This is a genomic window from Hylemonella sp. GW821-FHT10B10 (genome assembly GCF_059415585.1).
In genome coordinates this window covers 718,670-739,825 of the sequence record NZ_JBWKNN010000001.1, presented here as the reverse complement: position 1 = coordinate 739,825, position 21,156 = coordinate 718,670, and the positions used below count along the sequence as shown (strand labels likewise).

General features: G+C 65.0%; 20 protein-coding genes. 3 read left to right on the top strand and 17 right to left on the bottom strand.

Annotation, left to right across the window (positions count from 1 at the left end):
- Positions 1-97: 97 nt before the first annotated feature.
- The 3 genes from AC07NT_RS03620 to AC07NT_RS03610 form a co-directional block, all read right to left on the bottom strand.
- Positions 98-1,171: an alkene reductase gene (locus tag AC07NT_RS03620; RefSeq protein WP_498597793.1), complete on the bottom strand. Its 1,074-nt coding sequence runs from the start codon at positions 1,169-1,171 to the stop codon at positions 98-100.
- Positions 1,172-1,281: 110 nt separating this feature from the next.
- On the bottom strand, positions 1,282-2,151 hold the full coding sequence (locus AC07NT_RS03615) for a methylated-DNA--[protein]-cysteine S-methyltransferase (protein ID WP_498597794.1): 870 nt from the start codon (positions 2,149-2,151) through the stop codon (positions 1,282-1,284).
- A complete protein-coding gene (locus AC07NT_RS03610) occupies positions 2,144-3,052 on the bottom strand; it encodes a DMT family transporter (RefSeq protein WP_498597795.1) in 909 nt (302 codons plus the stop codon). The genes AC07NT_RS03615 and AC07NT_RS03610 overlap by 8 nt, the downstream gene beginning before the upstream one ends.
- Before the next feature lie 168 nt (positions 3,053-3,220).
- Here AC07NT_RS03610 and AC07NT_RS03605 point away from each other — a divergent pair, with 168 nt between their 5' ends.
- From AC07NT_RS03605 to AC07NT_RS03595, 3 genes are all read left to right on the top strand, one after another.
- Positions 3,221-4,177, top strand: a complete 957-nt coding sequence (locus tag AC07NT_RS03605; RefSeq protein WP_498597796.1) for a chemotaxis protein — start codon at positions 3,221-3,223, stop codon at positions 4,175-4,177.
- A gap of 90 nt (positions 4,178-4,267) precedes the next feature.
- Complete coding sequence (locus AC07NT_RS03600; protein ID WP_498597797.1) at positions 4,268-6,049, top strand: ABC transporter transmembrane domain-containing protein; 1,782 nt, start codon at positions 4,268-4,270, stop codon at positions 6,047-6,049.
- Positions 6,050-6,134: 85 nt separating this feature from the next.
- Entirely contained in the window at positions 6,135-6,866 is a 732-nt protein-coding gene (locus AC07NT_RS03595; RefSeq protein ID WP_498597798.1) for a hypothetical protein, read from the top strand.
- A 10-nt stretch (positions 6,867-6,876) separates the two neighbouring features.
- Here AC07NT_RS03595 and AC07NT_RS03590 read toward each other — a convergent pair whose 3' ends face one another.
- The 14 genes from AC07NT_RS03590 to AC07NT_RS03525 are packed head-to-tail and all read right to left on the bottom strand — an operon-like array spanning position 6,877 to position 21,155.
- Positions 6,877-7,344 carry a DUF1178 family protein gene (locus tag AC07NT_RS03590; RefSeq protein WP_498597799.1) on the bottom strand — a complete coding sequence of 156 codons (468 nt, stop codon included), beginning with the start codon at positions 7,342-7,344 and terminating at the stop codon, positions 6,877-6,879.
- A 25-nt stretch (positions 7,345-7,369) separates the two neighbouring features.
- On the bottom strand, positions 7,370-7,957 hold the full coding sequence (locus AC07NT_RS03585) for an NUDIX domain-containing protein (protein WP_498597800.1): 588 nt from the start codon (positions 7,955-7,957) through the stop codon (positions 7,370-7,372).
- Positions 7,958-7,972: 15 nt separating this feature from the next.
- A complete protein-coding gene (locus AC07NT_RS03580) occupies positions 7,973-8,275 on the bottom strand; it encodes a DUF2818 family protein (protein ID WP_498597801.1) in 303 nt (100 codons plus the stop codon).
- Positions 8,272-9,759, bottom strand: a complete 1,488-nt coding sequence (nuoN, locus tag AC07NT_RS03575; protein WP_498597802.1) for an NADH-quinone oxidoreductase subunit NuoN — start codon at positions 9,757-9,759, stop codon at positions 8,272-8,274. Before nuoN ends, AC07NT_RS03580 begins: the two co-directional genes overlap by 4 nt.
- Positions 9,760-9,776: 17 nt before the next feature.
- On the bottom strand, positions 9,777-11,252 hold the full coding sequence (locus tag AC07NT_RS03570) for an NADH-quinone oxidoreductase subunit M (RefSeq protein ID WP_498597803.1): 1,476 nt from the start codon (positions 11,250-11,252) through the stop codon (positions 9,777-9,779).
- Positions 11,253-11,265: 13 nt separating this feature from the next.
- Positions 11,266-13,317 (bottom strand): NADH-quinone oxidoreductase subunit L, encoded by a 2,052-nt coding sequence (gene nuoL / locus AC07NT_RS03565; protein ID WP_498597804.1) that lies wholly within the window; start codon positions 13,315-13,317, stop codon positions 11,266-11,268.
- Between the two features lie 28 nt (positions 13,318-13,345).
- The gene (gene nuoK / locus AC07NT_RS03560) at positions 13,346-13,654 is read right to left on the bottom strand and encodes an NADH-quinone oxidoreductase subunit NuoK (RefSeq protein WP_057675302.1); all 309 of its coding nucleotides are present in this window, start codon (positions 13,652-13,654) and stop codon (positions 13,346-13,348) included.
- Complete coding sequence (locus tag AC07NT_RS03555) at positions 13,651-14,298, bottom strand: NADH-quinone oxidoreductase subunit J (RefSeq protein WP_498597805.1); 648 nt, start codon at positions 14,296-14,298, stop codon at positions 13,651-13,653. The genes nuoK and AC07NT_RS03555 overlap by 4 nt, the downstream gene beginning before the upstream one ends.
- Positions 14,299-14,325: 27 nt before the next feature.
- Positions 14,326-14,838 carry an NADH-quinone oxidoreductase subunit NuoI gene (gene nuoI, locus AC07NT_RS03550; protein ID WP_498597806.1) on the bottom strand — a complete coding sequence of 171 codons (513 nt, stop codon included), beginning with the start codon at positions 14,836-14,838 and terminating at the stop codon, positions 14,326-14,328.
- Positions 14,839-14,850: 12 nt separating this feature from the next.
- Positions 14,851-15,933 carry an NADH-quinone oxidoreductase subunit NuoH gene (gene nuoH / locus AC07NT_RS03545; protein WP_498597807.1) on the bottom strand — a complete coding sequence of 361 codons (1,083 nt, stop codon included), beginning with the start codon at positions 15,931-15,933 and terminating at the stop codon, positions 14,851-14,853.
- Positions 15,930-18,041: an NADH-quinone oxidoreductase subunit NuoG gene (gene nuoG, locus AC07NT_RS03540; RefSeq protein ID WP_498597808.1), complete on the bottom strand. Its 2,112-nt coding sequence runs from the start codon at positions 18,039-18,041 to the stop codon at positions 15,930-15,932. The genes nuoH and nuoG overlap by 4 nt, the downstream gene beginning before the upstream one ends.
- Before the next feature lie 23 nt (positions 18,042-18,064).
- A complete protein-coding gene (nuoF, locus tag AC07NT_RS03535) occupies positions 18,065-19,417 on the bottom strand; it encodes an NADH-quinone oxidoreductase subunit NuoF (protein ID WP_498597809.1) in 1,353 nt (450 codons plus the stop codon).
- Entirely contained in the window at positions 19,417-19,905 is a 489-nt protein-coding gene (locus AC07NT_RS03530) for an NADH-quinone oxidoreductase subunit NuoE family protein (protein ID WP_498597810.1), read from the bottom strand. The genes nuoF and AC07NT_RS03530 overlap by 1 nt, the downstream gene beginning before the upstream one ends.
- A complete protein-coding gene (locus AC07NT_RS03525) occupies positions 19,902-21,155 on the bottom strand; it encodes an NADH-quinone oxidoreductase subunit D (RefSeq protein ID WP_498597811.1) in 1,254 nt (417 codons plus the stop codon). The genes AC07NT_RS03530 and AC07NT_RS03525 overlap by 4 nt, the downstream gene beginning before the upstream one ends.
- Position 21,156 lies beyond the last annotated feature (1 nt).

Below are 21,156 nucleotides of genomic sequence, written 5' to 3'. Positions count from 1 at the left end.
AGTTGCTCCTGCAAATCTCAAGGGTGTCGAACAGCACCGTTGACGCAGATCAAACCGGCCCGGGCGCGCAGGATGCGCTCCGGGCCAGGGGCCGCGCTCAGGCGGCCTGCAGCACGGGATAGTCCGTGTAACCCTCGGGGCCTTCGGTGTAGAAGGTCTTGGGGTTGGCCGCGTTCAGTGGCGCGCCGACGCGCAAGCGCGCCGGCAGGTCCGGGTTGGCCAGGAAGGGCACGCCAAAAGCCACTGCATCGAGCTGGCCCGCAGCCACGGCCTGCGCAGCCTCAGCGCCGCTGTAACCCATATTGCCGATCAGCACGCCCTGGTAGGCGGCGCGCGCCGGTGTCATGAGGTCGCCCTTCTGCAGGCCCTTGAAGTCACCGCGCATCAGGTGCAGATAGGCCAGCTTGAAACGGTTGAGTTCCCCGGCCAGCCAGGTCGTCAGGCCCACGGGGTCGCTGTCCATCATGCTGTTGAAGCTGTTCAGCGGCGACAGGCGCAGACCCACACGATCGCTGCCCCAGACACCACTGACGGCCTCCAGCACCTCGAACATCAGGCGGGCGCGGTTCTCGCGCGAACCACCATAGGGACCGCTGCGCTGGTTGGAGCCGTCACGCAGGAATTCATCGAGCAGGTAGCCGTTGGCGCCGTGCACCTCCACGCCGTCGAAGCCCGCAGCCTTGGCATTCTCGGCCGCCTTGCGAAAGCCGGCCACGATGCCGGGCAGTTCGTCGTCGCGCAGCGCGCGCGGCACGGCATAGGCCACCTTGCCCTTGGGGGTGTAGACCATGTCGCTGGTGATGGCGATGGCGCTGGGAGCCACCGGTTGGGCATCCCCGTTCAGGTCCGGGTGACAGGCCCGCCCACCGTGCCAGAGCTGCAGGAAGATGCGGCCGCCGGCCTTGTGCACGGCATCCGTCACCAGACGCCAGCCTTCTACTTGTGCCTGGGAGTGCACGCCGGGTTCTTTCCAGAAAGCGGAGTTGCCCTCCATGGCCATGGTGGCCTCGGCGATCAGCAGGCCGGCGCTGGCGCGCTGGGCGTAGTGCTCGGCCATCATGGCGTTGGGCAGATGGGCCTCACCGGCGCGCGCACGCGTGAGCGGGGCCATGAAGATACGGTTGGGCACGGTCAGCGCGCCCATTTGCAAGGGGGTGAACAGGGTGGTCATGGAAGAAGGAGGGGAAGAAAGGAAATCGGGTGCTGCATCTTGCCCCAGCGCCTGCCCTTCTGCAGGTCACGCCACAGAACACGGGGCTGGCGTGCGGGTTCTGCGGGCGCCTATGCCGCTTCAGCGGCCAAAGGTGTAGAGAGCGCAGCTTCCCAGGCCAGCATGGCACTCTTGCGCTCGTCGCCCCAGCGGTAGTGACCGCTCTCTCCGCTCTCGCGGATCACGCGGTGACAGGGGATCAGGTAGCCGATGGTGTTGGCCGCCAGCGCGCTGCCTACGGCCCGCTGCGCCCGGGGCTGCCCGGCCAGTGCCGCTAGCTGCGTGTAGGACACGCGCCGCCCCGGCGGCAGGCGCAACAGCGCCTCCCAGACCTTGAGCTGGAAGTTGGTGCCGCGCAGCAGCAGGTGCAGGCGGCCGGGCTGCGGCGTGTCCGGAAACACCTGGCCCATGAGTCGCCTGGCCTCGCCGTCGTCGCGTTGCATGGCCGCCGCCGGCCAGGCCGTCCGCAGCTCGTCCTGGCGCTGCGCACTGTTGTCGTCCAGAAAAGCCAGGTAGCAGATACCGCGCGGCGTCCAGCCCACCAGCACCGTGCCAAAGGGTGTGCCGGCCTCGCCCCAGGCCAGCGCCACACCGGCGCCACCACTCTTGATCTCGCCCGGCGTCATGGCCTCGCAGCTCACCAGCAGGTCATGCAAGCGCCCCGGCCCCGACAGACCGCTGGCCTGCGCAGCACCCAGCACGTCCTGCGCCTCACGCAGGGCGGCCAGCGCGTGCTCCTTGCTCAGGTACTGCAGAAAGCGCTTGGGCGAGATACCGGCCCAGGCGGCAAAGACGCGCTGCAGGTGGTGCTCGCTGAGGTGCACCGCCTGCGCGACCTCGGCCAGCGTGGGCTGCTGCTGCGCGTGTGCACGCAGATAGCGTATGGCCTGCGCCACCAGCGCGTACTGGCGGCCGGACTCTGCCAGCAGTGCGTCATCCATGGCTGGCTCCCTTGCGTGCCCATAGCGTGCGTGGATCGAAACCCGTCACCAGCGCCGTACCCGTGAGCACCACCAGCGCGCCGGCCAGTGTCTGCCAGCCCACGGTCTCGCCCAGGAAGAGATGGCCCCAGAGGATGCCGAAGACGGGGATCAGGAAGGTCACGGTCAGGGCCGAGGCTGCGCCCAGCGCCGCCACCAGACGGAAATACATCAGATAGGCCAGGCCTGTGCACAGCAGGCCCAGGCCCAGGACCGCGCCCCAGACCAGCACCGGTGTGGCCGTCTCGGGCAGGGGTGCATGGCCGGCCAGGGGCAGCACAGGCCAGAGCAGCGCGGTCGCTGCCCACATGCTGCCGTGGGCATTGGCAAAAGGCGTGAGCGCATTGCCGGCCGACTTGGCGTAGTGGCTGGCGATGGCGTAGCAGCAGGGGGCCAGCAGCACCCCGGCCAGCACCCAGCCCGAGCCGGGCTTGAGCATGGCCGGGTCCAGGCCCATGAGCAGGGCCACACCGGCCACGCCCAGGGCCAGGCCGGCCGCCACCCGGGGCGTCAGCGGCTCGCGGCTCCAGGCCCAGGCGATCACCGCGCCCCAGATCGGCGCCGTGGCGTTGACCACCGAAAGCAGGGACGCCGTGAGCGTCTGCGCAGCCCAGGCGAACAGCACAAAGGGCAGCGCGCTGTTGAACAGGCCCAGCAGCAGGTAGTGGCGCCAGTGCACACCCATCTGCAGGCTGTGACGGATCCAGCGCCCCGCCAGAGCCAGGGACAAGGCCCCCAGTAGCACCCGCCATTCGATCAGCCAGACCGGTCCCAGCGCGGGCACGGCGATGCGCATGAAAAGAAAAGAGGCGCCCCAGATGGCGGCCAGAGTGACCAGTTGGAGCAGGTGGGCAGGTGTCATGAATCTGGAAGATGTGGACTACGGGCCTATTCTCGCCGCCCGGTCAGGCCCGGGCCACCCGTTTCTTGCGGACTTGAGAGGCGAAATGGGGTATTTTCGGCGGGCATGGCTTGCCTGCGGCAGGACAAGCCGTTACGCTCTTACCCGAGACCCACAAGGATGACACGCATGAGTTCCCAGCCCGCCTCCCGCAGCACCGACAACCGCAACACCGCCGGCAACAGCAGCAAGTTCGAACTGCTGCTGTTCCAGCTGGGCACCGCCGCCGGCTCCGACCAGCGCGAGCTGTTCGGCATCAATGTGTTCAAGGTGCGCGAGATCATGGTCATGCCCCAGCTCACCAAGATGGTCAATGCGCCGGCCCATGTGCTGGGCGTGGCCAATATCCGCGGCCAGATCATCACCGTGATCGACCTGCCCGCCATCACGGGGCGTACGCCCGGCAAGGGTGAAGGCATCCTGCTGGTCACCGAATTCGCCCGCACCACCCAGGGTTTCTTCGTCGAGAACGTCACGGAGATCGTGCAGGTGGACTGGAAGCAGGTGCTCTCCGCCGAAGGCCGCGGCGGCGAGCTGGTCACCAGCATCGCCCGCCTGGACGGCGACGCGGAGAACAGCCGGCTGGCCCAGGTGCTCGACGTGGAGCGCATCCTGCACGACGTGATGCCGGGCACGGCGGATTTCGAAAAACCCACGGGCCCCAAGATCCAGCTCCCGCCGGGCAGCGTGGTGCTGGCGGCAGACGATTCGGCCATGGCGCGCGGCATCCTCGAAAAGGGCCTGAACTCCCTGGGCGTCTCCTTCATCATGACCCACAGCGGCAAGGAAGCCTGGGATCGCCTGCAGGCCCTGGCGGCCCAGGCCAGGAACGAGGGCAAGTCCGTCAGGGACAAGGTCGCCCTGCTGCTCACCGACCTGGAAATGCCCGAGATGGACGGCTTCACGCTGACGCGCAATGTGAAGGCCGACGTACAGTTCAGCGGCATCCCGGTGGTGGTGCACTCCTCGCTCACGGGCACGGCCAACGAGGCCCAGGTCCAGAGCGCCGGTGCCGACGCCTACATCGCCAAGTTCCATATCGACGATCTGGCCACCACGCTGCGCGAAGTGCTGTCCCGCCGCTGAGCCGCGGTCCACGGGCCCCCGATGACCGTCCCCGGCAGGGGTCATGGGGGCGCGGTATGCTGGGCGGTCACCCTCACCTCCTAGCCCGCCATGCCCAGCGACAGCAACCGACCCCGCGCCACCAACCCCACTTCCCTCAGCGGCCTGCTGCCCTTTCTGCGGCCCTACCGCACACGCATCGCGCTGGCCCTGCTCTTCCTGCTGCTCGCCGCAGCGGCCACGCTGGCCTTCCCCCTGGCCCTGCGTGAGCTGATCGACGGAGGCCTGCAGGTGCAGGACCGCGGCACGCAGCTGATGGCCCTGCGCGAACACTTCGCTCTGCTGTTCGCGGTGGCTGCGGCCATGGGCGTGTTCTCGGCCGTGCGCTTCTACCTCATGAGCTGGCTGGGCGAACGTGTCACCGCCGACGTGCGCGACGCGGTCTACGGCCACGTGCTGCGCCAGAGCCCGGCCTTCTTCGAAACCACACAAACCGGCGAGGTACTCTCGCGCCTGACCACCGACACCACTCTGGTGCAGACCGTGGTGGGCTCCTCCTTCTCCATGGGCTTGCGCAGCGCCGTCATGGGCCTGGGTGCCCTGGGCATGCTGATCTGGACCAACCCGCTCATCATGTTGCAGGTGCTGGCCGTGCTGCTGCTCGTGGTGGCGCCCAGCGTCTGGTTCGGACGCCGCGTGCGCCGCCTTTCGCGCGCCAGCCAGGACCGCGTGGCCGACTCCAGCGCCATCGCCGCCGAAGTGCTCAACGCCATCCCCGTGGTGCAGAGCTACAGCGCCGAGGCGCGTGAGGCTGCGCGTTTTGACGCCGCCACCGAGAGCGCCTTCGGCACCGCCAAGCGCCGCGTGCGCGCACGGGCCACGCTCATGGCCTTCATCATCACGGCCACCTCCGCCGCGTTGCTGTGGGGCCTGTACCAGGGCACGCAGGCCGTGCTGGCCGGCGAGATCACCGCGGGCCACCTGGGACAGACCGTGGTCTTTGTGATCATGCTGGCCAGTTCCTTTGCAGTACTGGGTGAGGTCTATGGCGAGCTGCTGCGCGCCGCCGGCGCCACCGAACGACTCATGGAACTGCTGGCCAGCCGCTCTCCCATCGCATCGCCTGCGCTGCCCCTGCCTGCCCCCTCTGCGGCCGCCGGCACGTCCATCGCCTTCGAGGCCCTGACCTTCCACTACCCCTCACGCCCGGCCCAGGCCGCGTTGAGCGACTTCACGCTCAACGTCGCACCCGGCGAAACGCTGGCCCTGGTGGGTCCCAGCGGCGCAGGCAAGACGACGGTGTTCCAGCTGCTGCTGCGCTTTTACGATCCGAGCGCTGGCACGCTCAAGCTCAACGGCGTGCCCCTGCCGCAGCAAAGCCTGCAGGCCCTGCGCGAGCAGATCGCCATCGTGCCGCAGGAGCCGGTGATCTTCTCCAGCAGCGCGCTGGAGAACATACGCTACGGCCGCCCTGGCGCCAGTGACGAAGAAGTGAAAGCCGCCGCCCGCGCCGCCTTTGCCGACGACTTCATCCGCGCCCTGCCCGAGAGCTACGGCACCTTCCTCGGCGAGCGGGGTGTGCGCCTCTCGGGCGGCCAGCGCCAGCGCATCGCCATCGCGCGCGCCATGCTCAAGAACCCGCCGCTACTGCTACTGGACGAAGCCACCAGCGCGCTGGACGCAGAGAGCGAACGCATGGTGCAGGCCGCGCTGGAAACCGCCATGCGCGGCCGCACGACACTGGTCATCGCCCACCGCCTGGCCACCGTGCAGCAGGCCGATCGCATCGTCGTCATCGACCAAGGGCGGCTGGTAGAACAGGGAACGCACGATAGCCTGGTGGCGGCGAATGGGCTGTATGCCAGGCTGGCGGCGCTGCAGTTCAAGTCCTAGGGGCATATGCCCCTTTTGGGGGATATACGGTGGTCTGGCCTGTGCCTAGAATCTTTCTATCCTCCACTGCCTAATGTTCTGCATCTTGCTGCGCCGACACCTTACCCTTATCCTGATGCTCGGTCTGGCAGGTTGCGCCTCGGCCCCTGTTCCCCAGGCACGCGACAACTGGCGGTCCGCACAGTTTTCTATCCCCCCCAAGGAAACACTGATCGTTCTGCTCCCCCCTCCTCTGCAGCAGGTCAAGGAGCTTCAGAAGGGCGACAGCATGATGGTCGCCCAATTGGGTAAGCAGCTTGAGCTGGCCGGCTTCAAGGTGACCTTGCTAAACCGCGACAATTACAACGAGATCTGGAGCAAGATGTCCGCCGAGGTGGGCGGTATCTACGACCCGGTAACAGGCACCCGGCGTCCACAGGCCTATGGGCAGGCCATGTCCCGCCTTGCTCAGCATGTCTGCAAAGAGGCCGGATGCGCGCTGCTGATCCAGTCTCGGATCGTCGCGCGTACGGCTGTACTGCAAGGCAGTTCAGCCACCTGGGATGGACAAAGAACCCGAATCCCGACCATCAATGACAGAGGTACACGCGAGCCAAATTTCACGGGCAGCACCAGTTCTTTTTCCATTCAGTTGACGGCAGTCATGTCCACAGGAGCCCCAGCCTTTCTGACCTATGGTGGGGCATCCATCATCCATGCCATGGACATGGAACGGCCGCGCGGCGAAGTTCGCCGGGACCTGTTCAACAATGATCTGGAAGTTGCCGAAGGCGTGCGCATCGCACTTGCGCCACTCATACCCGCCCGCGCCCCCTGACCCTCAGCCTCTACTGCAATGGCCCTTTGAGCCCCTCAGGCAAAGGCAGTGGCATCACGGCAATGCCCTCCTCCATCAGCGCCTCAGTCTCCTTGCGTGAAGCCTGACCTCGGATGCCGCGCTCTTCCGTTTCGCCGTAGTGGATCTTGCGCGCCTCTTCGGCGAAACGTTCGCCCACGTCTTCCGTTTCCGAGACGATACGGCGCGCGAGTTGCAGATAAGCCGCCTGCAGGGCCTGTGCCGGGTCACCGGCGACCACCGCCTGTTTGTCCGCGGCGGAGGCGGCGGTCGTGGACTGGGTGCTTGCGAGCGCGCCGAAGTTCAGGCGCGGGGCGCTGGGCAACTTGTGCACGGTCTTGTCGGCGCACATGGGGCATTCGAGCAGGCCCCGCTCGATCTGGCTGGCGTAGTCCTCTTCGGAGGCGAACCAGCCTTCAAAGCTGTGGTGCGCGCTGCACTGGAGATTGAAAACCTTCATGTCGTGATTATCGGCAACAAGCGACTCAGGCCGCAGTCTGCCAGTCCAATGCCCATGCGCCCGAGAGGACGTTCTGCAACCAGAGCGTGCCGGTCAGGGTCTTGGCGTCGGTCACCTTCCCGTCGCGGCACCATGACAGCAACTCCGCGGGTGTGGCACTGAAGACGTCGAGGAATTCGCCTTCGTCCAGATGGCGTTCGCCCTGGCTGAGGCCGCGTGCAAACCAGACTTCGATGAATTCGGTGGAATAGGAGATGACGGGGTGCAGCACGCCGGCCCGCGCCCATTCGGTGGCGCGGTAGCCGGTTTCCTCCTGCAGCTCGCGTCGCGCGCAGGCGAGGATGTCCTCACCCGGGTCCAGTTTGCCGGCAGGGAATTCGATCATGACCTGCTTGACCGGGTAACGGTACTGGCGCTCCAGCACCACGCGCATGCTGCCGTCAGGCTGCGGCAGCAGCGGGATGATCATGACGGCGCCGGGGTGGATGACGTATTCGCGCACAGCCTCGCTGCCATCGGGCAGGCGCACGGTGTCGCGGAAGGCGTGCAGGAAACGCCCCTTGAGCAGCTCTTCACTGCTCTGCTGCGTTTCGATCAGGTGGCGGTCATCCATGATCGCTGCCGCCACTCAACCGTGGCGCTTGTAGAGGTAGCGATAGACAAAACCCGGGAAGGCCAGGGTCAGGAAGAGCGCGCCGGTGATGGCGTAGAACTCCCAGCCTTGCGGGGCGATGCGGCCGGCGCGCTGCTCCAGCAGCAGGGCCAGGCCGCCCACGATGAAGTAGAACAGCACCAGCTCCAGTAGGCGCAGGCCCAGGTTCTTGGGAAACTTCAGTGGAACGACCGCCAGCAGACGGCCGTTGAGGAAAGGCAGGTTGGCGGCGACCAGGGCCGCCAGCACCACGAACCAGACCGCGGCGCCCTGTGTCATGTACCGAGCATCTGCACCACGGCCTGCGCGCACAGCGCCATCAGGCCGCCGGGCGCGATGCCCAGTGCCAGCACCAGCAGGCCGTTGACGGAGAGCACGGCGCGCACGTCCAGCGGGGCCGAGACGGTGCTGGCGGTGATGGGTTCGTCAAAGTACATGACCTTGACGACACGCAGGTAGTAGAAGGCGCCGATCAGCGACATCATCACGGCGAACACGGCCAGCACGATGTGCAGGGTCTGGCCCGAGGCGATCAGGGCCTGTAGCACGGAAAGCTTGGCGTAGAAGCCGACCATGGGCGGAATGCCGGCCAGCGAGAACAGGCAGATGGCCATGATGGCGGCGTACAGCGGGCTGCGCTGGTTCAGGCCGGCAAAATCGGCGATCTCTTCGCTCTCGAAACCTTCACGCGCCAGCAGCAGGATGACGCCGAAGGACGCCAGCGTGGTCAGCACATAGGTGATGACGTAGAACATGGCCGAGCTGTAGGCGTTGGCAGCGGAATAGATGTTGCCGTTGATCACGCCCGACATCAGGCCCAGCAGCACGAAACCCATCTGCGAGATGGTCGAGTAGGCCAGCATGCGCTTGAGGTTGGTCTGCATGATGGCGGCCAGGTTGCCGACCAGCAGCGAGGCCACGGCCAGCAGGGCCAGCATCTGCTGCCAGTCGAACCACAGGGGCAGCATGCCCTCGACCAGCAGGCGCATGACGATGGCAAAGGCAGCCAGCTTGGGCGCGCCGCCGATCATCAGGGTGATGGCGGTGGGAGCGCCCTGGTAGACGTCGGGGATCCACATGTGGAAGGGCACCACGCCGAGCTTGAAGGCGAGGCCGGCCACCACGAAGACCAGGCCGAAGGTCAGCACGCTGGGGTTGATCAGGCCGGAGTTGACACCGCGGAAGACTTCGTTGACGTTGAGCGTGCCGGTGGCGCCGTACATCATGGACAGGCCGTAGAGCAGGAAACCCGAAGCCAGTGCACCGAGCACGAAGTACTTCATGGCCGCCTCGGTGGAGGTGGCGTGGTCGCGACGCAGGGCCACCAGGGCGTAGCTGGACAGCGTGAGCAGCTCCAGGCCCAGGTAGATCAGCAGGAAGTTGTTGCCCGAGATCATGATGAACATGCCCAGCAGCGCGAACAGGCTCAGGCTGAACAGTTCACCCCCGCGTAGCATGTCGCGGTCGGCCGCGTAGGGGCGGCCGTAGACCAGGGTGACCATGACGGCGATGGTGGCGAAGAACTTGAGCCAGTTGCCCATGCTGTCGCTCACCACCATGTCGTTGAGCCCGTAGAGCGTGCCACCGGCGTTGGCGTACACGGCCTGGAGGGCGGCCACGACGGCCAGGGTCAACAGGGTGATGATGTAGGTGGTGGTGCGCAGGCGGCTCTTGACGGTGAGGTCCAGCAGCGTGATGGCACAGGCCATGACGAGCAGGATGACCTCGGGGAATACCGCGATCCAGCTGAGGGTGTCAGTCATCTTCAGTCTCTCTTGATTCAGTTCAGCTTGGACTGGGCGACGTGCTTGAGCAGCTCGGTCACCGAGGTGTCCATGACGTCGGTGAAGGGCTTGGGAAACACACCCATCCACAACACGGCGATCGCCAGCAGCGTGAGCATGAGGAATTCGCGGCTGTTGATGTCGTCCAATCCCTTGACGTCGTCATTGGCCACGGGGCCCAGGTAGACGCGCTTGAACATCCACAGCGTGTAGGCAGCGCCGAAGATCAGCGCCGTGGCGGCCAGCAGGCCCAGCCAGAAGTTGGCCTTGACCGCACCCAGGATGACCATCCACTCGCCCACGAAACCGGCGGTGGCGGGCAGGCCGCAGTTGGCCATGGCAAACAGCAGCGCAAAGGCCGTGAACTTGGGCATGGTGTTGATGACACCGCCGTAACTGGCGATCTCGCGCGAATGCACGCGGTCGTAGAGCACGCCGATGCACAGGAACATGGCGCCCGATACAAAGCCGTGGGCGATCATCTGTACCAGGCCGCCGGCCACGCCGAGGTCGTTGAAGATGAAGAAACCCAGGGTGACGAAACCCATGTGGGCCACGGACGAGTAGGCCACGAGCTTTTTCATGTCCTGCTGCACCATGGCCACCAGGCCCACGTAGATCACGGCGATCAGCGAGAGCGCGATCATGAGCCAGGCCCACTCGCGCGCGGCATCGGGAGCGATGGGCATGGAGAAACGCAGGAAGCCGTAGGCGCCCAGCTTCAGCATGATGGCGGCCAACACGGCGGAACCACCCGTGGGCGCTTCGACGTGCACGTCGGGCAGCCAGGTGTGTACCGGCCACATCGGCACCTTGACGGCGAAGGCCGCGAAGAACGCGAAGAAGATCAGGGTCTGCGTGCGGCCATCCAAAGGCAGGGAGTGCCAGGTGGCGATGTCGAAGCTGCCACCCGACTTGGTGTACAGGAAGATCAGCGCGATCAGCAGCAGCAGCGAGCCCAGCAGCGTGTAGAGGAAGAACTTGAAGGCCGCGTAGATCTTGTTGGGCCCGCCCCAGATGCCGATGATCAGGTACATCGGGATCAGGGTGGCTTCGAAGAAGACGTAGAACAGGATGCCGTCCAGTGCCGAGAACACGCCGATCATGAGGCCGCTCAGGATCAGGAAGGCGCCCATGTATTGGTTGACGCGGCTGGTAATGACTTCCCAGCCGGCGATGACCACGATCACGTTGATGAAGGCGGTCAGCAGCACGAACCAGAAGGAGATGCCGTCCAGGCCCAGGTGGTAGTGCACATTGAAGCGCTCCATCCAGGGCAGGAGTTCCACGAACTGCATCTCGGCCGTGCCGAGCTTGAAGCCCGTGTACAGCGGCAGCGTGACCAGGAAACTGGCGATCGCGCCCACCAGCGCGACCCAGCGCACGGTGCGTGCCTGGTCGTCACGTCCGAGGACGAGCAGCAGCACGCCGAAAGCGATCGGCATCCAGATGGCGAGGCTCAACAAACCCATGTTCTTCTTCTCCTTAGCGGCCGAGCAAGCCGGCCAGCATGGGCCAGGTCACGAAATACGTCATCAGCGCCACGATGCCGAGGATCATGGCCAGGGCATAGTGGTAGAGGTAGCCCGACTGGAACCAGCGCACGATGCCGGCCACCCAGCCCACCACCTTCCAGGAACCGTTGACCAGGGTACCGTCGATCACCGCCTGGTCGCCGCCCTTCCACAGGCCCATGCCCAGCAGACGGGCGCCGCGCGCCAGGATGTTCTCGTTGATCCAGTCCATGTAGTACTTGTTGTCCAGCAGGGTATAGATCGGCTGGAAGATGCGCTTGATGGCCGCCGGCAGCGCCGGGTTGATCATGTACATGTAATACGAAGTGGCGACACCGGCCAGCGCCAGCCAGAACGGCAGGGTGCTGAAGGCGTGGACCGCCATGGCCAGCGGGCCATGGAAGGCCTCGGCCAGTTCGGCCATCACGGGGTGCCTGGCCGCGTCGACAAAGATCGCGTCCTTGAAGAAATCACCGTACAGCATGGGCCCGATGGTCAGGTAGCCGATCACCACCGAGGGGATGGCCAGCAGCACCAGCGGCACCGTCACCACCCAGGGCGATTCGTGCGGCTCGTGGTGATCGTCATGGCCGTGGCCATGGTCATCATGGTGCGCGTCGGGGTTCTGGTCGTAGCGCTCCTTGCCGTGGAAGACCAGGAAGTACATGCGGAAGGAATAGAAGGCCGTCACGAAGACGCCGGCCAGCACCGCGAAGCTGGCGAAGCCGCTGCCCCAGAGATGGCTCTCATGGACGGCTTCGATGATGCTGTCCTTGGAGTAGAAACCGGCGAACAGCGGCGTGCCGATCAGGGCCAGGGAACCGAGCAGCGAGGTGATCCAGGTGATGGGCATGTACTTGCGCACGCCGCCCATCCAGCGGATATCCTGGTTGTGGTGCATGCCGATGATGACCGAGCCCGCGCCGAGGAACAGCAGGGCCTTGAAGAAGGCGTGCGTCATCAGGTGGAACACTGCCACCGAATAGGCCGAGGCGCCCAGGGCGACGGTCATGTAGCCCAGCTGCGAGAGCGTGGAATAAGCCACCACGCGCTTGATGTCGTTCTGGATGATGCCCAGGAAGCCCATGAACAGGGCCGTGATGGCGCCGATCACCATGATGAAGCTCAAGGCCGTGTCGGACAGCTCGAACAGCGGCGACATGCGCGCGACCATGAAGATGCCAGCCGTCACCATGGTGGCGGCGTGGATCAGCGCGGAGATGGGCGTGGGGCCTTCCATCGAATCGGGCAGCCAGACATGCAGAGGGAACTGGGCCGACTTGCCCATGGCACCGATGAAGAGGCAGATGCAGATCACGGTGATCAGCATGGCGTCCTGGCCCAGGATGTACCAGGGGAACGAGATGGCGCCCAGTTCACCAGCCTTGGCGAAGACTTCCGTGTAGTTCAGCGTGCCAGCAAAGGCGGCGATCAGGCCTATGCCCAGGATGAAGCCGAAGTCACCCACGCGGTTGACCAGGAAGGCCTTCATGTTGGCGAAGATGGCCGTGGGCTTGTTGAACCAGAAACCGATCAGCAGGTAGGACACCAGGCCCACCGCTTCCCAGCCGAAGAAGAGCTGCAGCAGGTTGTTGCTCATGACCAGCATGAGCATGGAGAAGGTGAACAGGGAGATGTAGGCGAAGAAACGGTTGTAGCCCTCGTCTTCTTCCATGTAGCCGATGGTGTAGATGTGCACCATGAGCGAGACGAAGGTCACCACGCACATCATCATGGCGGTGAGGCCGTCGACCATGAAGCCGACTTCCATCTTGAGACCGCCCACGACCATCCACTCGTAGAGCGTTTCGTTGAAGCGCGCCCCGTCCATGGCCACGCTCTTGAGCGTCATGGCGGAAATGATGAAGGCCACCAGTACGCCCAGGATGGTCAGGGTGTGCGAGAGGCGGCGGCCGATCCAGTTGCCACCCAGCTTGGTGCCGAAGATGCCGGCCAGCGCGGAGCCGACCAGCGGCGCCAGCGGCACCGCCAGCAGGGTGGATGCATTCAGGGTTTGACTCATCTTCTAGTACCTTGATGAACCGGTGGGTTCAGCCCTTGAGCGTATTGAGTTCGTCCACGTTGATGCTGGACTTGTTGCGGAACAGCAGCACCAGGATGGCCAGGCCGATGGCCGACTCGGCTGCTGCGACGGTAAGGATGAAGAACACGAAGACCTGACCGTGCATATCGCCCAGGTAATGGGAGAAGGCCACGAAGTTCAGGTTGACCGCCAGCAGCATGAGCTCGATGGCCATGAGCAGCACGATCAGATTCTTGCGGTTCAGGAAGATACCGACCACCGCGATGGCAAACAGCGCGGCGCCCAGCGTCAGATAGTGCCCCAGGGTCAGTGTCATGGTTTGTTCTCCTCGGGCGCGGGCGCAGGCGGCGCGGCGCGGGTGGTCTCGACCTTCACGATGGACAGGCGGTCGGCGGCGCGCACGCGCACCTGGATGGACGGGTCGATGGCCTTGCTGTCCTTGCGCGAGCGCAGGGTGAGCGCGATAGCGGCGATCATGGCCACCAGCAGGATCACGGCGGCCACCTGGACCGGGTAGACGTATTCGGTGTAAAGCAGGATGCCCAGCTCCTTGGAGTTGGAGATCTCCACCGGCGCCTGGCCGATGACCTGGGCAACCTGCGGCTCATCGGTGACGCGGAAGCCCGACAGCAGCACGGCGGCCATCTCGAGCACCACCACGGCGCCCAGGGTGGCGGCCAGCGGCAGGTGCTTCCAGAAACCCTGGCGCATCTGGTCGATCTTGATGTCCAGCATCATGACCACGAAGAGGAAGAGCACCATCACCGCGCCGAGGTAGACCAGCACCAGGGTGATGGCCAGGAACTCGGCCTTCAGCAGCAGCCAGATGGCCGAGGCCTGCGAGAAGGACAGCATGAGGAAAAGCACGGCGTGCACGGGGTTGCGTGCCGTGATGACCCGGAAGGCTGCGAACAGCAGCACCGCCGAGAACAGGAAGAAGAAGCCGGTTTTGACGTCCATGATCGTTTCTTGGTGTTTCGTGGCGCCTTAGCGGTACTTGCCGTCGGCCGCGCGGGCGGCAGCGATCTCGGTCTCGTAGCGGTCGCCCACGGCCAGCAGCATGTCCTTGGTGAAGTACAGGTCACCGCGTTTTTCGCCGTGGTATTCGAGCACGTGGGTCTCGACGATGGAGTCCACCGGGCAGCTCTCTTCGCAGAAGCCGCAGAAGATGCACTTGGTCAGGTCGATGTCATAACGCGTGGTGCGGCGGCTGCCGTCCTTGCGCACTTCGGACTCGATGGTGATGGCCATGGCCGGGCAGACGGCTTCGCAGAGCTTGCAGGCGATGCAGCGCTCTTCGCCGTTTTCATAACGACGCAGGGCGTGCAGGCCGCGGAAGCGCGGCGACAGCGGGGTCTTCTCTTCGGGGTACTGGATCGTGACCTTGCGGGCGAAGGCGTAACGCCCCGTCAGGGCCATGCCCTTGAAGAGTTCCACGAGCATGAAGCTCTTGAGGAAGTCCTTGAGGGAGAAGCTAGTGGTGGCAGCAGCGGCTTGCATATTGTCAGCCCCTTAATTCCAGATATTCCACGACGTCTGCATCCAGATGCCGACAACGAGCAGCCACACCAGGGTGACCGGGATGAAGATCTTCCAGCCCAGACGCATGATCTGGTCGTAACGGAAACGCGGGAAGGTCGCGCGGATCCAGATGAACATGGACACGACGACGAAGGTCTTGAGACCCAGCCAGATCCAGCCCGGGACCCAGTTGAACAGGGCGCTGTCGATCGGAGACAGCCAGCCGCCCAGGAACATGATCACGGCCAGGATGGAGACCAGCCACATGCTGGCGTATTCGGCCAGGAAGAAGATGGCAAAGCCCATGCCCGAGTACTCGACCATGTGGCCGGCCACGATCTCGGCTTCGCCCTCGACCACGTCGAAGGGATGGCGGTTGGTCTCGGCCACGCCGGAGATCAGGTAGACCAGGAAGATCGGCAGCAGGGGCAGCCAGTTCCAGGACAGGAAACCCAGGCCCTTGTCGGCGAAGTAGCCGTCGCCCTGGCCCAGCACGATGTCGGTCAGGTTCATGCTGCCCGAGACCATGAGCACCACCAGGAAGCAGAAGCCCATGGCGATCTCGTAGCTCACCATCTGCGCCGAGGCACGCAGCGCGCCCAGAAAGGCGTACTTCGAGTTGGACGCCCAGCCCGCGATGATCACGCCATAGACCTCGATCGAGGTGATGGCCATCACCAGCAGCAGGCCGGCATTGATATTGGTCAGCGCCACGTCCGGGCCGAAGGGAATGGCCACCCAGGCAGCCAGCGCCGGCATGATGGCCATGATGGGGCCGAGCCGGAACAGTCCGCCGCTCACGGCGCTGGGCGTGATGATTTCCTTGGTCAGCAGCTTGACCGCATCGGCGATCGGCTGCAGCAGGCCGAAGGGGCCCACACGGTTGGGCCCGTAGCGCACCTGCATGAAGCCCAGGAACTTGCGCTCCCACAGCGTCAGGTAGGCCACCGCGCCCATGAGCGGCGCGAGCACGGCCACGATCTTGAGCAGGATCCACAGGACCGGCCAGGCCAGGGTGGCCCACCAGCTGGCGGCGATCAGGTTCAGGCCGCCGTTGTACAGCGCATCAATCATGCGGGCACCCCTTGTTCACGGGCGTCGGCCGTCAGCTGCAGCGACGGCGCGCGACGGACCAGGCCGTCGAGTTGGTAGATGGAGGCCGTCACCGGCTCGGCCGCGGTGGCCGCGACGCTGATGGCGGCCTGTGTGGCGTTGGAGAGGTTCGCGGGCTTGGTCGTGGCCGCGGCCAGCACTTCCTGCGAAGACTCGTAGGCGAAACCCTGAAGCCCCAGCAGATTGCCGAGCACACGCAGCACCTTCCAGGCCGGCCGGGTCTCGGTCAGAGGCTTGACCACGGCGTGGAAACTCTGCACGCGACCTTCGGCGTTGACAAAACTGCCCGAGGTCTCGCTGAAGGGCGCGATGGGCAACAGCACATCGCTGAACGCCAGGTTGGTCTTGAAGGGACTGAGCGTGACGACCATCTCGGCGGAGTCCAGCGCGGCCGCAGCGGCCTGACCGGCAGCCGTGTCGTACTCGGGCTCGACGGCCAGCAGCAGAGCGGCCTTGAGCTTGCCACCCAGCATCTGCGCGGCGTTCAGACCCGCGGCTTGCGGCTGGGCACCGACCCATTGCGCACCCACGGTGTTGGCGGCTTCGGTGAGGTAGCCCACGCTGGCACCCGTCTGGGCGCCGATCCAGTTGGCCAGGGCCAGCAGGCTGGACGCGTTGGCATGGTGCGCGGCGGCATTGCCCAGCAGCACCGCCTTGCGCTCGCCACCCAGCAGGGACTTGGCGATGGCCTGCGCTTCGGGCGTGGACTGACCGGCGGCCGGGGCGGCAACGCCCTTTTCTGCCGCAATGGCCGCTGCCACGTTGGCCAGGGCCTGGGCCCACTGTCCAGCCGGGCTGACCTGTGCATTCGCCACCTTCATGGCCCAGGCGTCGGCGCTCTGGTAGAGGTTCTTCGAGGTGATGGCGCTGACCTGCGCGCCGTGGCGCACGGCCTGGCGGATGCGTTGCGCGAACAGCGGATGGTCCTTGCGCAGGTTGCTGCCGACCACCAGCACGCGTTGCAGTTGCGTGAGCGCGGCAATGGGCAGGCCCAGCCAGCGCACACCCTCGCTCTTGCCGAATTCGGCGTTGCGCAGGCGGTAGTCGATGTTGTCGCTGCCCAGGCCGCGCAGCAGACCGGCGGCCAGGTACAGCTCTTCCAGCGTGCTGTGCGGGCTGACCAGGGCGCCGATGCTGTTGGCACCGTGATCGCTCTTGATGGTCTTCAGACCGTTGGCCACGTACTCCAGGGCGGTCTGCCAGTCGACTTCCTTCCACTGGCCACCCTGCTTGACCATGGGGTTGGTCAGGCGGTCGGCACCGTTGAGGGCCTCGTAGGAGTAACGGTCACGGTCGGCGATCCAGCACTCGTTGACGTCTTCGTTTTCCAGGGGAACGACACGCAGCACCTGGTTGTTCTTGACCTGGACGATCAGGTTGGCACCGGTGGAGTCGTGCGGAGATACGGACTTGCGACGGCCCAGCTCCCAGGTACGGGCCTGGTAGCGGAAAGGCTTGCTGGTCAGGGCACCGACCGGGCAGATATCGATCATGTTGCCCGACAGCTCGGAGTCGACCGAGTGCCCCACGAAGGTCTCGATCTCGGAATGCTCGCCGCGGTGGCTCATGCCGAGCTCCATCACGCCGGCGACTTCCTGGCCAAAACGCACGCAGCGGGTGCAGTGGATGCAGCGGCTCATCTCCTCCATGGAGATCAGCGGGCCCACGTCCTTGTGGAAGACCACACGCTTCTCTTCCTCGTAACGCGAGGAGGAAGCGCCGTAGCCCACGGCCAGGTCCTGCAGCTGGCATTCGCCGCCCTGGTCGCAGATGGGGCAATCCAGCGGATGGTTGATCAGCAGGAACTCCATGACCGACTTCTGGGCCTTGATGGCCTTGTCGGTCTTGGTGCGCACGATCATGCCCTGCGTGACGGGGGTGGCGCAGGCCGGCATGGGCTTGGGCGCCTTCTCCACGTCCACCAGGCACATGCGGCAGTTGGCCGCGATGCTCAGTTTCTTGTGATAGCAGAAGTGCGGAATGTAGATCTTGGCTTTCTCGGCCGCATGCATCACCATGCTGCCTTCCTGGATCTCTACCTTCTTGCCGTCGAGTTCGATTTCAACCATGTTCGTATGCTCGGTGTGTGCGCTCAGACGTAGGCGCCGACCACGCAGGTCTTGTTCGCCACGTGGTGTTCGAATTCGTGCCGGAAGTGCTTGATCATGGCGCGCACCGGCATGGCCGCCGCATCGCCCAGCGCGCAGATGGTGCGGCCCTGGATGTTCTCGGCCACGTTGTCCAGCAGGTCCAGATCTTCGGGACGCCCCTGGCCGTTCTCGATGCGGTCGACCACGCGCGAGAGCCAGCCCGTGCCTTCGCGGCAGGGCGTGCACTGGCCGCAGGATTCGTGCATATAGAAGTAGGACAGGCGCTGCAGGGACTTGACCATGCAGCGGGTCTCGTCCATCACGATCACGGCGCCCGAGCCCAGCATGGAGCCTGCCTTGGCGATGGAGTCGTAGTCCATCGTGCACTGCATCATGATGTCGGCCGGCAGCACCGGAGCAGACGATCCCCCGGGGATCACGGCCTTGAGCTTGCGGCCACCGCGCACGCCGCCGGCCAGCTCGAGCAGCTTGGCGAAGGGCGTGCCCATGGGGATCTCGTAGTTGCCCGGACGCTCGACGTCACCGCTGATCGAATAGATCTTGGTGCCGCCGTTGTTGGGCTTGCCGCATTCGAGGTAGGCCTGGCCGCCGTTGCGGATGATCCAGGGCACGGCCGCGAAGGTCTCGGTGTTGTTGATCGTGGTCGGCTTGCCGTACAGACCGAAGCTGGCCGGGAACGGCGGCTTGAAGCGCGGCTGGCCCTTCTTGCCTTCCAGCGATTCGAGCAGCGCGGTTTCTTCGCCGCAGATGTAGGCGCCGAAACCGTGGGCTGCATGCAGCTGGAAACTGAAATTGCTGCCGGCGATGTTGTTGCCCAGCAGGCCGGCGGCGCGCGCCTCTTCCAGCGCAGCCTCGAAACGTTCGTAGACCTCAAAGATCTCGCCGTGGATGTAGTTGTAGCCCACCGTGATGCCCATGGCATAGGCCGCGATGGCCATGCCCTCGATCACGATGTGCGGGTTGTACATCAGGATGTCGCGGTCCTTGCAGGTCCCGGGTTCGCCCTCGTCCGAGTTGCAGACCAGGTACTTCTGGCCCGGGAACTGGCGCGGCATGAAGCTCCACTTCAGGCCGGTGGGGAAACCGGCGCCGCCACGGCCGCGCAGGGCGGATTCCTTGACGGTGGCGATCACCTGGTCTTGCGTCAGGCCTTCTCCGCCATCCTTGCCCAGGATCTTCTTCAGGGCCTGGTAGCCGCCGCGCGCCTCGTAGTCCTTGAGGTGCCAGTTGCTGCCGTCGAGGCCGGCGTAGATCTGGGGTTCGATATGGCGGTTGTGGAAACAGGTCTCGGCGCCGGTGGCGGCGAATTGCGCGAGGAGTTTGTCGACAGACATCACTTGCCCCCCGCGGCGCGCAGGCCGTCGATCAGTTTGTCCAGCTTGTCGTTGCTCATGAAGCTGCACATGGTGCGGTCGTTGACCAGCAGCACGGGTGCATCGGCGCAGGCGCCCTGGCACTCGCTCTGCTGCAGTGTGAACAGGCCGTCGGCCGTGGTCTCGCCCATGTGGATGCCCAGCTTGTGCTCCAGATGGTGCAGGGCCTTCTGGCCGTCACGCAGCTGGCACGGCAGGTTGGTGCAGACGTTGAGCTTGTACTTGCCCAGCGGGCGCTGGTTGTACATGTTGTAGAAGGTCGTGACCTCGTGCACGGCCATAGGAGCCATGCCCAGGTAGGCGGCGACTTCGGCCTCGCTGTCGGTGCTCACGAAGCCGAGCTCCTGCTGCACGATGGACAGGCAGGCCATGACGGCAGACTGCTTCTGCTCAGGCGGGTACTTGGCGACTTCCTTGGCGAAGCGCGCCTTGGTGGATTCCGAGATCATCGGTCAATCTCTCCAAACACGATATCCAGCGTGCCGATGATGGCCACGGCGTCGGCCAGCATGTGGCCACGCGCGAGCTCATCGAGCGTGGCCAGATGGGCAAAGCCCGGGGCACGAATCTTGAGGCGGTAGGGTTTGTTGGCGCCGTCGCTCACCATGTAAATGCCGAACTCGCCCTTGGGGTGCTCGACAGCGGCATAGGCCTCTCCGGCGGGCACGCGGAAACCTTCGGTGAAGAGCTTGAAGTGGTGGATCAGCTCTTCCATGTTCGTCTTCATCGCCTCGCGCGCCGGCGGAGCCACCTTGTGGTTGTCCGTGATGACGGAGCCGGGGTTGGCGCGCAGCCAGTCCACGCACTGCTTGATGATGCGATTGGACTCACGCATCTCCTGCACACGCACGAGGTAGCGGTCGTAGCTGTCGCCGGTCTTGCCCACGGGGATGTCAAAGTCGACACGGTCGTAGGCGTCGTAAGGCTGGGTCTTGCGCAGGTCCCAGGCGATGCCCGAACCGCGCAGCATGGGACCGGTCATGCCCAGGTTCAGGGCGCGCTCGGCGGTCACGACGCCGATGCCGACCGTGCGCTGTTTCCAGATGCGGTTGTCGGTCAGCAGGGTTTCGTACTCGTCCACGCACTTGGGGAAACGTGCGCAGAAATCGTCTATGAAGTCCAGCAGCGAACCCTGGCGGTTGGCGTTGATCTCAGCCACGGCCTTGGCGTTGCGGATCTTGTTGACCTTGTGCTGCGGCATGCTGTCCGGCAGGTCGCGGTAGACGCCGCCCGGACGGAAATAGGCCGCATGCATGCGAGCGCCGGAGACAGCCTCGTACATGTCGAACAGGTCTTCGCGCTCGCGGAAGGTGTAGATCAGGATGGTCGAGCTGCCGCAGTCATTGCCGTGCGAGCCCAGCCACATCAGGTGGTTGAGCAGGCGCGTGATCTCGCCGAACATCGTGCGGATGTACTGGGCGCGCACCGGCACTTCCAGGCCCAGCATCTTCTCGATAGCCAGGCAGTAGGCCTGCTCGTTGCACATCATCGAGACGTAGTCCAGGCGGTCCATATAGGGCAGCGACTGGATGTAGGTCTTGCTTTCGGCCAGCTTCTCGGTGGCGCGGTGCAGCAGGCCGATGTGCGGATCGGCGCGTTGCACGACCTCGCCGTCCAGCTCGAGCACCAGGCGCAGCACGCCGTGCGCGGCGGGGTGCTGGGGCCCGAAGTTCAGGGTGTAGTTCTTGATTTCGGCCATG

Coding starts and splice junctions, on each gene's coding strand:
- AC07NT_RS03620 (WP_498597793.1), bottom strand. CDS start 1,171: ATGACCACCCTGTTCACCCCCTTGCAAATGGGCGCGCTGACCGTGCCC.
- AC07NT_RS03615 (WP_498597794.1), bottom strand. CDS start 2,151: ATGGATGACGCACTGCTGGCAGAGTCCGGCCGCCAGTACGCGCTGGTG.
- AC07NT_RS03610 (WP_498597795.1), bottom strand. CDS start 3,052: ATGACACCTGCCCACCTGCTCCAACTGGTCACTCTGGCCGCCATCTGG.
- AC07NT_RS03605 (WP_498597796.1), top strand. CDS start 3,221: ATGAGTTCCCAGCCCGCCTCCCGCAGCACCGACAACCGCAACACCGCC.
- AC07NT_RS03600 (WP_498597797.1), top strand. CDS start 4,268: ATGCCCAGCGACAGCAACCGACCCCGCGCCACCAACCCCACTTCCCTC.
- AC07NT_RS03590 (WP_498597799.1), bottom strand. CDS start 7,344: ATGAAGGTTTTCAATCTCCAGTGCAGCGCGCACCACAGCTTTGAAGGC.
- AC07NT_RS03585 (WP_498597800.1), bottom strand. CDS start 7,957: ATGGATGACCGCCACCTGATCGAAACGCAGCAGAGCAGTGAAGAGCTG.
- AC07NT_RS03580 (WP_498597801.1), bottom strand. CDS start 8,275: ATGACACAGGGCGCCGCGGTCTGGTTCGTGGTGCTGGCGGCCCTGGTC.
- nuoN (WP_498597802.1), bottom strand. CDS start 9,759: ATGACTGACACCCTCAGCTGGATCGCGGTATTCCCCGAGGTCATCCTG.
- AC07NT_RS03570 (WP_498597803.1), bottom strand. CDS start 11,252: ATGGGTTTGTTGAGCCTCGCCATCTGGATGCCGATCGCTTTCGGCGTG.
- nuoL (WP_498597804.1), bottom strand. CDS start 13,317: ATGAGTCAAACCCTGAATGCATCCACCCTGCTGGCGGTGCCGCTGGCG.
- nuoK (WP_057675302.1), bottom strand. CDS start 13,654: ATGACACTGACCCTGGGGCACTATCTGACGCTGGGCGCCGCGCTGTTT.
- AC07NT_RS03555 (WP_498597805.1), bottom strand. CDS start 14,298: ATGGACGTCAAAACCGGCTTCTTCTTCCTGTTCTCGGCGGTGCTGCTG.
- nuoI (WP_498597806.1), bottom strand. CDS start 14,838: ATGCAAGCCGCTGCTGCCACCACTAGCTTCTCCCTCAAGGACTTCCTC.
- nuoH (WP_498597807.1), bottom strand. CDS start 15,933: ATGATTGATGCGCTGTACAACGGCGGCCTGAACCTGATCGCCGCCAGC.
- nuoG (WP_498597808.1), bottom strand. CDS start 18,041: ATGGTTGAAATCGAACTCGACGGCAAGAAGGTAGAGATCCAGGAAGGC.
- nuoF (WP_498597809.1), bottom strand. CDS start 19,417: ATGTCTGTCGACAAACTCCTCGCGCAATTCGCCGCCACCGGCGCCGAG.
- AC07NT_RS03530 (WP_498597810.1), bottom strand. CDS start 19,905: ATGATCTCGGAATCCACCAAGGCGCGCTTCGCCAAGGAAGTCGCCAAG.
- AC07NT_RS03525 (WP_498597811.1), bottom strand. CDS start 21,155: ATGGCCGAAATCAAGAACTACACCCTGAACTTCGGGCCCCAGCACCCC.